The organism is Streptomyces sp. NPDC020884, assembly GCF_044333935.1.
Taxonomy (GTDB): Bacteria; Actinomycetota; Actinomycetes; order Streptomycetales; family Streptomycetaceae; genus Streptomyces.
In genome coordinates this window covers 1-13,312 of sequence record NZ_JBIRRY010000013.1, presented here as the reverse complement: position 1 = coordinate 13,312, position 13,312 = coordinate 1, and the positions used below count along the sequence as shown (strand labels likewise).

The 13,312-nt window shown below is 70.3% G+C and carries 11 protein-coding genes and 1 pseudogene; 9 read left to right on the top strand and 3 right to left on the bottom strand.

The window, feature by feature from the left end; genetic code table 11:
• Positions 1–182: 182 nt before the first annotated feature.
• Complete coding sequence (locus ACH4UK_RS33020) at positions 183–2,000, bottom strand: alpha/beta hydrolase (RefSeq protein WP_398362345.1); 1,818 nt, start codon at positions 1,998–2,000, stop codon at positions 183–185.
• A complete protein-coding gene (locus tag ACH4UK_RS33015) occupies positions 1,997–2,413 on the bottom strand; it encodes a hypothetical protein (RefSeq protein WP_398362343.1) in 417 nt (138 codons plus the stop codon). Before ACH4UK_RS33015 ends, ACH4UK_RS33020 begins: the two co-directional genes overlap by 4 nt.
• Before the next feature lie 362 nt (positions 2,414–2,775).
• On the opposite strand from ACH4UK_RS33015, the gene ACH4UK_RS33010 reads away from it, so the two are divergent.
• The 7 genes from ACH4UK_RS33010 to ACH4UK_RS32980 all read left to right on the top strand — a co-directional run bounded on the left by ACH4UK_RS33010 (position 2,776) and on the right by ACH4UK_RS32980 (position 11,236).
• On the top strand, positions 2,776–3,351 hold the full coding sequence (locus tag ACH4UK_RS33010; protein ID WP_398362341.1) for a hypothetical protein: 576 nt from the start codon (positions 2,776–2,778) through the stop codon (positions 3,349–3,351).
• Positions 3,352–3,851: 500 nt separating this feature from the next.
• On the top strand, positions 3,852–4,160 hold the full coding sequence (locus ACH4UK_RS33005; RefSeq protein ID WP_003968086.1) for a hypothetical protein: 309 nt from the start codon (positions 3,852–3,854) through the stop codon (positions 4,158–4,160).
• A 181-nt stretch (positions 4,161–4,341) separates the two neighbouring features.
• Positions 4,342–5,214 (top strand): hypothetical protein, encoded by an 873-nt coding sequence (locus tag ACH4UK_RS33000; protein ID WP_398362339.1) that lies wholly within the window; start codon positions 4,342–4,344, stop codon positions 5,212–5,214.
• A complete protein-coding gene (locus ACH4UK_RS32995; protein WP_398362337.1) occupies positions 5,204–6,562 on the top strand; it encodes a hypothetical protein in 1,359 nt (452 codons plus the stop codon). Before ACH4UK_RS33000 ends, ACH4UK_RS32995 begins: the two co-directional genes overlap by 11 nt.
• Positions 6,559–8,109 carry an SCO6880 family protein gene (locus ACH4UK_RS32990; protein ID WP_398362336.1) on the top strand — a complete coding sequence of 517 codons (1,551 nt, stop codon included), beginning with the start codon at positions 6,559–6,561 and terminating at the stop codon, positions 8,107–8,109. The genes ACH4UK_RS32995 and ACH4UK_RS32990 overlap by 4 nt, the downstream gene beginning before the upstream one ends.
• A 96-nt stretch (positions 8,110–8,205) precedes the next feature.
• Complete coding sequence (locus tag ACH4UK_RS32985; RefSeq protein WP_398362334.1) at positions 8,206–9,624, top strand: ATP-binding protein; 1,419 nt, start codon at positions 8,206–8,208, stop codon at positions 9,622–9,624.
• Position 9,625: 1 nt separating this feature from the next.
• The gene (locus ACH4UK_RS32980; RefSeq protein WP_398362332.1) at positions 9,626–11,236 is read left to right on the top strand and encodes a type IV secretory system conjugative DNA transfer family protein; all 1,611 of its coding nucleotides are present in this window, start codon (positions 9,626–9,628) and stop codon (positions 11,234–11,236) included.
• A gap of 24 nt (positions 11,237–11,260) precedes the next feature.
• Here ACH4UK_RS32980 and ACH4UK_RS32975 read toward each other — a convergent pair whose 3' ends face one another.
• On the bottom strand, positions 11,261–11,815 hold the full coding sequence (locus ACH4UK_RS32975) for a GNAT family N-acetyltransferase (RefSeq protein ID WP_398362330.1): 555 nt from the start codon (positions 11,813–11,815) through the stop codon (positions 11,261–11,263).
• 214 nt (positions 11,816–12,029) lie between these two features.
• On the opposite strand from ACH4UK_RS32975, the pseudogene ACH4UK_RS32970 reads away from it, so the two are divergent.
• Together ACH4UK_RS32970 and ACH4UK_RS32965 are read left to right on the top strand one after the other, a co-directional pair.
• Positions 12,030–12,851: pseudogene (locus tag ACH4UK_RS32970) on the top strand (ABC transporter ATP-binding protein); the annotation flags it as partial.
• Positions 12,831–13,217 (top strand): DNA-binding response regulator, encoded by a 387-nt coding sequence (locus ACH4UK_RS32965; protein ID WP_398362716.1) that lies wholly within the window; start codon positions 12,831–12,833, stop codon positions 13,215–13,217. The pseudogene ACH4UK_RS32970 and the gene ACH4UK_RS32965, both read left to right, overlap by 21 nt.
• Positions 13,218–13,312: the final 95 nt, after the last annotated feature.

Sequence of the window (13,312 nt, the reverse complement as noted above, 5' to 3'; positions counted from 1 at the left end):
TGCGGTCGTAGGGCCATGCACCCACTTGACACTCGGCTCGATCTCAGCGAGAACGCTATCGAGGATCTCGTCCGCGCGCTCGGCAGCTCCCTGCATGTTCATATTTTCCCCTCGCGTTCCGATACAGCCAGTCAGCAACGCCCCCGCAAGGAAGATCACCATTGTCGACTGGTTTCGAGAGTTCACCGCGGGTTTTCCGTTTTGATATTCTGCGAACGCCCCGCAGTGATCAGCGCCATATTCTCCACCGACGTCTTGTCCAGCTCCGGATTAAAATATTCGGAATGCGCGTCAATCGTCATTTTCCCTCTCCCGATCAGGGGCGGACCATCCCCCACCTCGAATCGCCTCGCCCCGAACGCTTCGCTGGCCGGATCCTTGCCGAACCAGACATCGTCGTTCCCTCGGTCGGCAACACCTCCGACGGCATAGCTCACCGGACCGCCGAACAACACCTCAGCCGCCCCCACAACCGACTCGCCCTTCGAGGGAAGTTTGGTCACGACATCGTTCGCCGCAGCTCCGACAAATACATGCTCTCGCCCCACTCCCAGATCTTCGGCTCTGTCGACTCCCACCCCTGGACTACCGACGAACACAATGTCGTCGACACCCGGAATTCCACCGGGATGTTGCGTAGCAGCACCTACGGTCCGTGAACCGTAGGAATGACCGATAGCAGTCATATGTGGATCTTGATTTTCATTGGTAGCCTCGATTCCATTCATGAACCCACGGAAAGCCAGGCCACCCTCCTCTGCCCTGCTGCCTGCAGCAACAGAAAGCGTACTGAGCCCATCTGGCGACTGCGGCGCGTCGTATCCGAGCCAGGTGATAGCAGCAGCCGGTGCCCCATGACGATTGGACGCGATGGACAGATCACGCGCCCTCTTCAAATCCCCCACAGCAAACTCCTCATCCAACGACGTATTCAACCCCGGCACATAAGCCGCCACATTCCGCGCCGTATCCGGATTCCCATACGAGACAATCGCCCGACCGTTCCCCTGATCCCCGATCCCGAGCAGGTACATGGGCGGCTCACCCGCCCCCCGCTCCGCCCGCAACTGCCGGTCGATCTCCCGCAGCGCCGCGAGCTTCGTCGCCGCATCGTCGTCGTCCCGCCCCTCCAGCTTCCCCATCAACAGCTGGAGGTTGTCCCGGTTGGCCGCGTCCCGCACCAGGGCCGGGATCCCGTCCAGGTTGCCGATCTGATCCGGGTACACCGCGAGGTACTCCTCGCGCTGTTCGTCCGTCAGACCGGCCCACCACTCCTTGCGCTCGGCCGGACTCGCCTCGTGCGGGATCGCGTTCCTCAGGTAACTCCGCGCCGCCTGCCGCACCGCCGCCGCATCGGCCGCGGCGTCCGTCCACGTCGCGGTCGGAACGCCCAGGCCCTGATGGGCCTTCAGCGACCGAAGGATCTTGGCGTACCGCCAGTCCGCATCGGCCGCCGTCCGCACGGCCTGCGCCACCCGGTCCGCGATGTCCTGGGCCTTGCCCGCGTTCGGGTTGGGTGCGACGAGCCCCGAAGGCGTCACCATGCCCGGATTCGGAACCCCGGACGCCGTCCCGCCCGCCAACGGCTTCCCGTCGACCAGCCCCTCGCCCGCCGCCGGATACGTCACCGAACCGTCCGCGTGCACCGTGAACCTCAGTGCCGCCGCATCGTCCAGCGCCCCCTGCAACACCCGCTGCTGGGTCCTGATCTCATGGGCCAGGCTGTTCAGCGTGGTCCGCAGCAGCCCGCACTCGGTATAGACGTACTGAAGGTTCGCCCCCAGCCGGCGCAACCGCCTCACCGCCGCTCCGGCCGCCTCCCCCTTCTGGGTATCCCGCAGACCGGGCAGGAGCTGGCCCTCGACACGGTCCCGGGCCGCGTCGGCACGGTTGCTCACCCGGCCCCAGCCGTCCGCGGCTTCCTCCAGCTCGCCGCACCTCACCTCACGTAACGCGGCCCAGGTCAGCGTGGCACCCGCCCCGCCACCCCGCCCGCTCACCGCGCGCCGCCACCGCTCGGCATCTTCACCCCGTCGAAGCCGCTCCTCACCGCCTCGTTGACCTGCGCCTGGCCTCGGACGACCGCCCGCAGCTTCCCGGCGAGGCTCCCGCACTCGCCGCGCGCTTCCTCGATCCGGCGTTCCCAGGAAGCCCGGACGGTGCTCAGTTCGGCCAGCGCGGACAGCGCTCCGGCTCCGGCGGTCACACCCCGGTGCGCCGCCTCCAGTTCGCTCTTCACCGGGCCGAGGTGTGTGACCAGATGGTCGGCTCCACCGGCGGCCCGCAGCCACGGAGCACCGCTGTGCCGGAGGTCCCCGTCCTCGGCCGGCCCCGCCGATCCAGCCGGCGCCCCCAGCTGCCCCGAGCCGTCGTTCGGCTGCCCGACCACGGTTGCTCCACCCACACCGCTCACCCCATTCTCTTGATCGTGGAGCGGCACTGTGCCAAATCCGCGGTGTACGACATGCCGTCCGCCACCGCTCCGGAGCCCCGCTCCGTACACGCCCGGTCCCGTGATTCCCGGCCGGGCGAAGCGGACGCGCCGTTGCTGTGGAGCCGGACGGTTCACCCGAACGAAGGGGAGGCGGGAACGGCCACGAACACGCGCACCTGGACAGGCACGGGCGCACCGCTCGCCGCTCCCGCGCCGGGCCCGCGGCCGAGCCCCCCTCCGCCGCACGGCGGAGGCCCCGCCCCCGGCCTCGTACCGCAGAACCGCGCACTCGGGATCAGAAGCTGACGCCACACCACGCCCCCCGGACCACGATGGGATGCATGACGCGCACCCGGCAGGAACGACCCACCGGCTCCACCCCCGCGCCTCCCTCTCCTCCCCCGCACCCACCCCCGCCGCGGTGGGCGGTCCGCGCCGCTCAGCTGATCACGCTGGTCGTGCTGCCGACCGGACTGTGGCGGCTGGCGATGGCGTCCGGGTTCCCGTCCGGGTACACCGAGGCGGGGTTCGCACCGTTCGACACCCCGGGCGGCAAGCTGTGGATGCTGACGCTGAGCGTCGTCTGCGAGCTGCTCGCCCTGCTGTCCCTCGGGCTGGTGCGGCAGTGGGGCGAGACGGTGCCCCGCTGGGTACCCGTCATCGGCAGCCGCCCCGTTCACCCCCTGGCCGCTGTCGTACCGGCCGCCGCCGGGGCTCTGGCGCTGACGGCGATCTGGGCCGCGATGCCGCTGTGGTGGACGTACCCCCACGCGGACATGACCCCCGCAGGCCGTCTCCTGGTCGGCGTCATCTACCAGCCGCTCGTTCTCTGGGGCCCCCTTCTCGGGGCAGTCACCGTCTCCTACTACCGCCGCACCCGCCGCACCCGGCTGCCCCGGCACCGCACCGACCGCTGACCCCCGCCGGACCGCACGTGGATGCGCGGGTTGCGTGGAAGCGACGTACGCGGAGTACGGGGAACACGTGAAGTGGAAGGACGAGCGGTCGTTCGCCGGCGAGCGCCGGGGAGCCCCGGCCACTTCCCCACCCACCCGCAGCGCACCGTTCCCCAGCGACGCCTGACGAAGCATCGGACCGGATGCCGACCGGCGCACCGACGGCTCTCGAACGGCGCATACGAACACGGCATGGCCCGCGAACGCTGCAACCGCATCAGGAACCCATGGCCACCGTCGTTGCTCATGGTCACACTCCGTGATACACAGAGTAACCAGGCATATGCGTGAGCAGCCGGGACGAGCCGCAGGTCAGGGCGGCCGCCCCGGTCAAGCGTGCGAGATCCGGGTAAAGAGACCCGGGAAGGCGTCGTGCGAGCGCCGTTTCATCAGCGAAGATAGAAGGCGACCCGCGCCGGACGGCACGGGCAGCGAACTACCCAACAGGGGCGGTGACTTACATGATCCTGGCAGCAGAGAAGGGCGATATCACCACCATCATCGGCGGAATCGCTCCGGACTGGGGGCCGTTCGGGACGCTGGGCAACGAGGCGCGCATCATGATCGAGGTGGTGATGGCCATCGCCATCCTGCTCTGCCTCGGCATCGCGATCTGGGGCGCGGCGAAGCAGCGCATCGGAGCGACGGCGTTGCGCGACACGTTCAGCGCGGAACAGGGCAAGGGCCTGATCGTGGCAGGACTGACAGGGGTCTTCATCATCGGCTCCCTGGGGACCCTGTTCACGATCGTGTACGGAATGGCCGTCTGACCCACCGTCGGCCATCCCTCTCCGGGCCGTCCCCGCCCGCTCCCCACCATCCGCCCGTCGTGCCCACCGGCTGAGGTTGCGTTTCCCTGATGTCGAGTCACCACACCGCGCTCAAGCGGCAACCAGCACAGCTACCGTCGTCCTGCGCGGATCCGCACACGACCGAGGGAGCGAACGCGGCATGAGTCCCGGTGACGAGCACGACTACCGCGGCAAGGACCAGGGGAGCCGCCCGGACGACCCGTACAGCACCCTCGGCGGCACCCGGCAGACCCGCACCCGTCTGCCCGACGGCGACGCGGGCCACCCTCACACGCGCCGCCCCGTCCGGAACTCCCGCTCCCTCGTGACGATCACCGGTGTCGTGGTCCTCCTCATCGCTGCCATCGCCTTCGCCAACCGCGGCGGCGGCAGCAGCGACGACGACGCCTCCCCCGGCGCCAAGAGAACCGGAACCGCGGGAAGCGGCCCGACGGCAGCCACGGGCACCAAGCCCGTCCCGGGCAAGAACGGCACGATCGCCTCCGGTTTCGCCCGCGACGAGCAGGGGGCGCAGAGCGCAGCGGCGAACTATGCGGTGGCGCTGGGTTCTGCGGAGATGTTCAACGAGGATCGACGTCGAGAGATCGTTGAGTCCATCGCGGACAGCAGTACGACAGCGAAGCTCCAGTCCGGATTCGATGCCGACTACTCGCAGGGGTTCCTGGCGCAGATTGGCCTCGATACCGACGGGAGTGCCCCGGACGGTTCCACCTTCGTCAACCGCACTCTCCCGGCCGGAACGAAGCTGAAGTCCTACTCATCGAGTACGGCAGAGGTCGAAGTCTGGTGCTCCGGCCTTTTCGGACTGACCGGTGATAAGTCGACAAAACCGGTTACCAGTGGATGGTTCACCGTGACCATGCAGCTGAAGTGGAACGGTTCCGACTGGAAGGTACTCAAAACCAGCCAGCGGAATGGGCCTTCCCCTGTAACGGGCGACAACCCCGTGTCCGGATCGGATGAGATCGCGGACGCGGTCAACCAGTTCGGGGGGTTCACCTATGCCCGATAGCCGTCGTCGTTGGTCACTCGGCTTCACCACGGCAGCCGCGCAAGCCTCGGTACTTGTGTTCGCGACTCGGGCAGCAGCTGCCCCGACTCCCACACCGACGCCCAGTGGCAGCAGCGACCCCTGCGAGCTGATCGCAGGCCCGGCTCGTGACTACTGTGAAGGCGGCGAAGGAGCAGGAGCACGCACCCAGGACGTCCCCTCCACCGACGCCCTCGACCCCCTCTCCTCCCTGGCCCGAGGCTGCGCCGACGCCGCCTCCTGGATCGTCGGCAAGCTCAGCGAGGCCGTGGATTCCACGGCCAACGTCGACTTCACCAACCCCAAGTTCCTCCAGCAGTACGCCGTCATCTTCGCCGCCTCCACCATCCTCACCCTCGTCCTCTGGCTCCTCGCCGTAGCCAAACGAGCCATCCGCGGCGTCCCCCTCACCACCGCGATCTCCGAGGCCGTCGGCTTCCTCTGGCTCACCGTCCTCGCCTCGGCCTTCACCCCGCTGATCCTCTACACGATCGTCTCCGCCACCGACGGCGTCACCGAGGTCATCTCCTCCGCCACCGGCGGCCAGACCGACGTCTTCTTCGGCTCGTTCGCCGAAGCCCTCAAGAAGGGCGAGGACATCGGCGGCGGCCCGATCATGCTGATCGTCGTCTCGCTCGTCTCGATCCTCGCCGCCGGCATCCTGTGGCTGGAGCTCGTCATCCGCGCCGCCCTGCTCTACGTCGGCGCGCTCCTCGGCATCGTCGTCTACGCCGGCCTCGTCGACAAGAACATGTGGGGCCACGTCCGCCGCTGGGCCGGCATCATGATCGCGGTGATCATGGTCAAGCCGGTCATCGTCATCGTCCTCGGCCTCGCCGGAGCGCTCTCCGCGGGCGACGGCCCCGACGCCTTCTCCGCCGTCGTCTCCGGCCTCTCCATCATCCTGCTGGCCATCTTCGCCTCCGCCATGATCTACCGCTTCGTCCCCGGCTTCGGCGACGAGATCCAGGGCGCCCGCACCAACCGCAAGCAGGCCACCGACGGCGCCCAGGCCGCCGCCCTGATCAGCTCCCCGGCCGCCCTCGTCTCCCAGGGCATCAAGACCCACAGCGGCCGCAACGACCAGAACAGCGGCGGAGGCGGCGCCCGTCCCGCCAACCCGGCCAGCGGCGGCGTCGCCGCCCACAGCTCCCGCTCCTCCGGCGGAGGCGGGGGCGGAGGAGGCGGCGGATCTGTCCCCTCCGCCGCACCCTCGCCCCGCAGCGGCTCCGCACCCACCTCCGGCACCCCCCACAGCAGCCGACCCTCCCGAGGCGGAGGCGGCTTCGGCAGCACAGGCAACTCGAGCACAGGAGGTGGCGGGCGTTGACGACCCAGTCCCACACGATGACGCCCCGCCGCACGTATCTCATCGGCCGCGCCCGGCCGAACGCGATCGTCGGCAAGAACCGCGAGACCGGCGAGATCGCCCTGATCATCGTCGGCGCGTTCCTCGGCATGATGAGCGGACTCCTCGTCCCCGTCCTCTCCCTGCGCATCGTCTGCCTCGTGGGCTTCCCCATGCTGGCCCTCGCCATCGTGTACGTCCCGTACAAGGGGCGGACCTTCTACAAGTGGTTCGAGATCAACCGCAGTTTCAAACGCTCCCTGCGCCGCGGCACCGCCTACCGCTCCACCGCCATGGAAGCGGGCGTCAGCGCGGACGGCCGTGAGGTCGAGATCGGCCCGCCCCCCGGCATCGGCCGGATCAGCTGGCTCGCCGCCCCCTTCGGCCCCGACGAGATCGCCGTCCTCCTCCACGCCGACCGGCGCACCGTCACCGCCGCCATCGAGATCGAGGGCCCCGGCGTCGGCCTCCGCGACAGCGAGGACCAGGAAGCACTCGTCGACCGCTTCGGCACCCTCCTCAAGCACGTGGCCAACGGCGACGGCTTCGTCACCCGCCTCCAGATGCTCGCCCGCACCCTCCCCGCCGACCCCGACGCCCACGCCAAGGACGTCGCCCAGCGCGGCGACAAGGCCTCCCCGGGCTGGCTCCAGGAGTCCTACGACCAGCTCCAGTCCATGGTCTCCACCTCCAGCGAGCAGCACCGCGCCTACCTCGTCGCCTGCATGCACTACAGCCGCGAACTGGCCGCCGAGGCCAACGCCATGGCCCGCGCCGCCCGCCCCCACGGCGGCCGCAAGCTCGACCGCGACGCCGGCCTCGCCGTCGTCATGGCGCGCGAGCTCACCGACATCTGCGCCCGCCTCGCCGAGGCCGACATCCGGGTACGGCAGCCGCTCGGCCAGAGCCGGCTGGCCTCCCTCGTGCACTCCATGTACGACCCCGACCACCCCATCGACCACATCCAGGCCATGACCAAGCGCAACGCCTGGCCCGCCGAACTGGACGCGGTCGAGCCGACGTTCCTCCAGGCCAAGACCCGCGAGTCCACCACCCGCGCCCCCTGGTGCCACGCCACGGCCTGGGTGAAGGAATGGCCGATGACCCCCGTCGGCGTCAACTTCCTCGCCCCGCTCCTCGTCCACACCCCCGACGTCATCCGTACGGTCGCCGTCTGCATGGACCTCGAACCCACCGAGGTCGCCATCGAACGCATGCTGACCGAGAAGACCAACGACGACGCCGAGGCCAGCCGCCAGGCCAAGATGAACCGCACCGTCGACCCCCGCGACATCGCCGCCCACGGCCGGCTCGACCAGCGGGGTGAAGATCTCGCCAGCGGCGCGGCCGGAGTGAACCTGGTGGGGTACATCACGGTGTCGTCCCGCTCACCCGAGGCGCTCGCCCGCGACAAGCGCACGATCCGCGCCTCGGCCGGCAAGTCCTATCTCAAGCTGGAGTGGTGCGACCGCGAGCACCACCGCGCCTTCGTGAACACGCTCCCGTTCGCCACGGGCATCCGCCGCTGACGACGTATCGACCAACCCCGGCTCCACCCCCACCCACAGGCAGAACCGCAGCAACCGCCACACCGCCACCACCGCCACAAGAGAGGGCACCCCACCATGCGAGACCCCCTGTCCGCATTGTCGGATGCCTTCACCTCCTTCCTCTTCGGCAAGGTGGAAACGACCCGCCTCCCCGTCCGTACGTCGACAGGCCAGGCCCAGGCCGTCTACCTCCCCACGGCCGCCCCCGGCCTCGGCGACTCCGGCGTGATCATCGGCCGCGAGGTCTACAGCGGCAAGGGCTACATCTACGACCCCTTCCAGCTGTACGGACAACAGCTCCCCGCCCCGCACTGGCTCGTCCTCGGCGAGTCCGGCAACGGCAAGTCCGCCCTGGAGAAGACCTACGTCCTGCGCCAGCTCCGCTTCCGGGACCGCCAGGTCGTCGTGCTCGACGCCCAGGGCGAGGACGGCGTCGGCGAATGGAACCTCATCGCCCAGGAGCTGGGCATAACCCCCATCCGTCTCGACCCGACCGCAGCACTCAACGGCGGCATCCGCCTCAACCCCCTCGACCCCTCCATCACCACCACCGGCCAGCTCGCCCTGCTCCGTACGATCATCGAAGTCGCCATGGGTCACGGGCTCGACGAACGGTCCGGCTTCGCGCTGAAGGTCGCCCACGCCTACGTGACCGCGACCATCACCGACCGTCAGCCGGTCCTGATGGACATCGTGGAACAGCTGCGCCACCCCGAGCCCCAGTCCGCCGAGGCGATGAACGTGGACATAGACGATGTACGGGCCTGGGGCCTGGACGTCGCCCTCGTCCTGGACCGGCTGGTCGACGGCGACCTGCGCGGCATGTTCGACGGCCCCACCGCCGCCGGCATCGACCTCGACGCGCCCCTCATCGTCTTCGACCTCTCGCACATCGACCGCAACTCGATCGCGATGCCGATCCTGATGGCGATCGTCGGCGTCTGGCTGGAGCACACCTGGATCAGGCCCGACCGCAAGAAGCGCATCTTCCTGGTCGAGGAGGCGTGGCACATCATCAACTCCCCCTTCGTCGCGCAGCTCTTCCAGCGCCTCCTGAAGTTCGGACGCCGGCTCGGCCTCTCCTTCGTCGCCGTCGTCCACCACCTCAGCGACGTGGTGGACGGAGCCGCGGCGAAGGAAGCGGCGGCCATCCTCAAGATGGCCTCCACCCGCACGATCTACGCCCAGAAGTCGGACGAGGCCAGAGCGACCGGCCGGGTCATCGGCCTGCCCCGCTGGGCCGTCGAGATCATCCCGACCCTCACCCCCGGCATCGCCGTCTGGGACGTCAACGGCAACGTCCAGGTCGTCAAACACCTGATCACCGAAGCCGAACGCCCCCTGGTCTTCACCGACCGCGCCATGACCGAGGGCTCCTCGGACGACCAGCTCCCCGAGGACATCCGCGCCGCCGAACTGGAGGCGGAACAACGGGCGGCCCGGATCGAGCACCAGCAACGGATGAACGAGTCCTCAGAGTCAACGGTGGCATGACATGGCACGCCAGGCAGCGCGGGGCCGGGGCCCTGCCCATCACGACGGACCCGACCGGTCCCAGGGCGGCGGCGGCATCCCCGACGGCCTGCTGATCGGCCTCCTGGTCCTCCTCTTCGCGGCCACCCTGATCGCCTGGACGGCCACCGGCCTGGCCGGGCTCTTCGCCCACGGGGCCTGGCCGGACGGCCTGACGTTGGCCCGGTCCCCGCTCGCCCTGCGCGAACTGGCCACGGCCCCCCAGGACCTCGCCGCCGCCTGGCCGCAGACACCCCCGGCCCAGCTCTCCGGATACGGCCTGTTCTGGGGCCTGTTCATCGGCGAACTGATGGTGCTGTTGGTCCTCACGGTGTTCGTCCTCGGAGTCGTGGCCCGTGGCCGTGCCGTACGGGAACGACGCCGCGAGGAACAGGCCTTCGGGCCATACGAGAAGCAGGCCACCACCGCGGCACCCCCCAGCCCCCACCCGCACCCGAGCCCCCACACACCCCCGGCCGCACACCTGCCCGCCTCCCCCGAAGCCGGCACAACGCCTCCGCCCACAACCGACACAACGCCCTCGCCCACAGCCGAGGCACAGCCCTCACCCGCAGCCGAGGCAAAGCCCTCACCCGGGGCCGGGACCACGCCCTCCCCCGAGACCGCCCCCTCCACGCTCCTCCCCTCCCCCCGCGCCCCTCTCCTCGTCTACGCCGGGGCCCCCGACCGGCGCCCCACCGTCGTCCAGGCCATCCATGACGCCAACGGCCCCGCACTCGTCGTCACCTCGGACCCCACGGTCTGGGCCGAGACGAAGGACGCCCGCGGCAAGCTCGGCCCGGTCCTCCTCTACGACCCGGGCCACCTCTGCGACACCCCGGCCCGCCTCCACTGGTCGCCCACCACGGGCTGCGAACTCCCCGACGTCGCCGCCGCCCGCGCGGCCGCCCTCCTCGCCCCGGTACGCCCGCAGGCCCGGATCGACGCGGCGGTGGCCGACACGGCGCAGACGCTCCTCCAGTGCTGGCTGCACGCCGCGGCGGTGGACGGCCGCCCGTTCCGCCAGGTCGTCCGCTGGGCCTCCGGGGCCGGCGCCCACGAACCGGTACGCCTCCTCCGTACGCACCCCAAGGCCGCGTCCGGACTCGCCGGACTGCTGGAGTCCGCCCTCACCGCCTATCCGGAACGGCGCGAAGTGGCCCAGGAACTGACGGTACGGGCGTTCGCCGCGCTGTCCACGGTGCACATCCGCGAGGCCTGCACGGCGAACCGAGCGGATTCCCTCGCGCTGGAATCTTTTGCGGCCGAAGGGGGAACGCTCTATCTGGTGGGCGACCCCATCGAGGATTCCCGCTCCCGCCCCGGCGCGATGCCCCTCCTCACCGCGCTCGCCGCAGACGTGGTCGAGCACGGCCGCCGCATGGCCGCACGGTCATCTGACGGTCGGCTCGACCCACCAATGACGCTCGTCCTCGACGACGTCGCGGCCGTGGCGCCCCTTCCCCAACTCCCGGAGCTGCTGGCCACCGGCCAGACCCGGGGCATGCCCGCCCTCGTGCTGCTCCGCTCACGGGAACAGGGCCGGGCCCGCTGGCAGGAACAGCTGCACGCTCCGGCCCCGGGCATCGGCTGAGGACTGCCCGGCGGAGCCCCGCCCCTACCCCTCCCGCCCGAGGACGTACTCCAGCTCCTGCTCGCCCCGGCCACCCGGAACCGGCATCCGCTGCCCGGAAGGGGCGAACCCGAACCGCCGGTAGAAGGCGGCAGCCCGCGGGTTGTCCTCGTGCACATAGAGGCGCACCCGCTCCAGCCGGGGCGCGGACAGCGACCAGGCCCACGCGACGGCCTCCCGGAACAGCGCGTCCGTCACCCCGGTCCCCCGCGACTCGGGACGGACGAACACACCGACCAGGTGAGCCTGGTCCACCACGGCGGCCTCCCCGAAGCGCACCTCGTCCCGCGGGCTCTCGACGAGCACGGTGACCGTGCCCACCCAGACCCCCTCGGGCGACTCCGCGACGAACTGGCGGACCTTCCCGCCCTCGGCCGCCGCGGCCGCACGCTCCTGCCAGAAGACGTCCGACCTCGCCACGGCATCCTCGTACGTCTCCAGGAACGCGACAGGGGCCGCCGGGTCCTTCAGGGCATCCAGCCGCAACTGCCTGGCCTGCGGCCATTCGTCGGCCCGCACGGCACGCATCACATAGTCCATGTCCCGATCCTCACCCCCGCCCGCCCCCCGTTCAACCGACTAAACCCCCCACCACGGCCCCACCCACAGCCACCACCAGGGCTTCCGCCACCAACGGGAGACCACCCTCCCGCGCACGCCCCCGGGCCCCCGTCGTACCCCGGTACTACACCCGGGCCCACACCCAGCCCCCGGTCGGACGACCGCCGCCCGCCGGCTCCGTAGCGTCGACCGCATGATCACGGCACAGGGACTCACCAAACGCTACGGCGACAGAACCGTCGTCCAGGACCTCGACTTCACCGTCCGCCCCGGCACGGTCACCGGCTTCCTCGGCCCCAACGGCGCCGGGAAGTCCACGACGATGCGCATGCTCCTCGGCCTCGACGCCCCGACCCACGGGCGCTGCACCATCAACGGCCGCTCCTACGCCACCCATCCCGCACCCCTGACCCAGGTCGGCGCCCTGCTGGAGGCCCGCTCGGTCCACCCGGGCCGGTCCGCCCTCAACCACCTGATGGCCCTCGCCCACACCCACGGCATCCCGCGCCGCCGCGTCGAGGAGGTCATCGACCTCGCCGGACTGACCGGGGCCGCGCACCGCAGGGTCAAGGGCTTCTCGCTCGGCATGGGCCAGCGGCTCGGCATCGCCGCCGCCCTTCTCGGCGACCCGGCCACCGTCCTCCTGGACGAACCGGTCAACGGCCTGGACCCCGAAGGGGTTCTGTGGATCCGCAACCTCCTCACCTCCCTCGCCGCCGAAGGCCGTACGGTCCTCGTCTCGTCCCACCTGATGAGCGAGATGGCCCTCACCGCCGACCACCTGATCGTCATCGGCCGCGGCAGACTCCTCGCCGACACCACGGTGGCCGAGCTGATCCGCTCGGCGGGCGGGGCGTCCGTCAAGGTCGTCACCCCCCAGCCGGAAGCACTGAGCGCCCGCCTGACGGCCCCGGGCGTGAACATCACCACCACGCCCACCCTCACCACCGACGCCGCCCCCTCCGGCCCGCTCCACGAACTCCGGATCCAGGGCGTGGACGCCGGCGCCAGCGGCTTCCTGGTCAAGGACGCCCTGCCCGAGGAACTCCTCGCCGGCATCCGCGCGGTGGCCGCCGGCGACGCGGTGGTCGCCCCGGCCCTGACCCGCCGCCTTCTCGACGCGTACGTCCACCACCTCCCGGCCGTACCCGGCGCACCGGCCGCATCGGACCCCCGTATCACCGCGCTGACGGAACGGGAGCGGGAGATCCTCACGGTCATCGGCCAGGGATGGTCCAACACGGAGATCGCCGCCCGCCTTCACCTCGCCGAGTCCACCGTGAAGACCCATGTGACCCGCATCCTCGCGAAGACCGGTGCGAGGGACCGCGTCCAGGCCGTCATCCTGGCCTATGACACCCGTCTGGTCACCCCGATGTAGGGGTCCGGAACGCAGAAAAGCCCCGTGCCAATGGCACGGGGCTTTCCCGGAAAAATTGTTCGGCGGCGTCCTACTCTCCCACAGGGTCCCCCCTG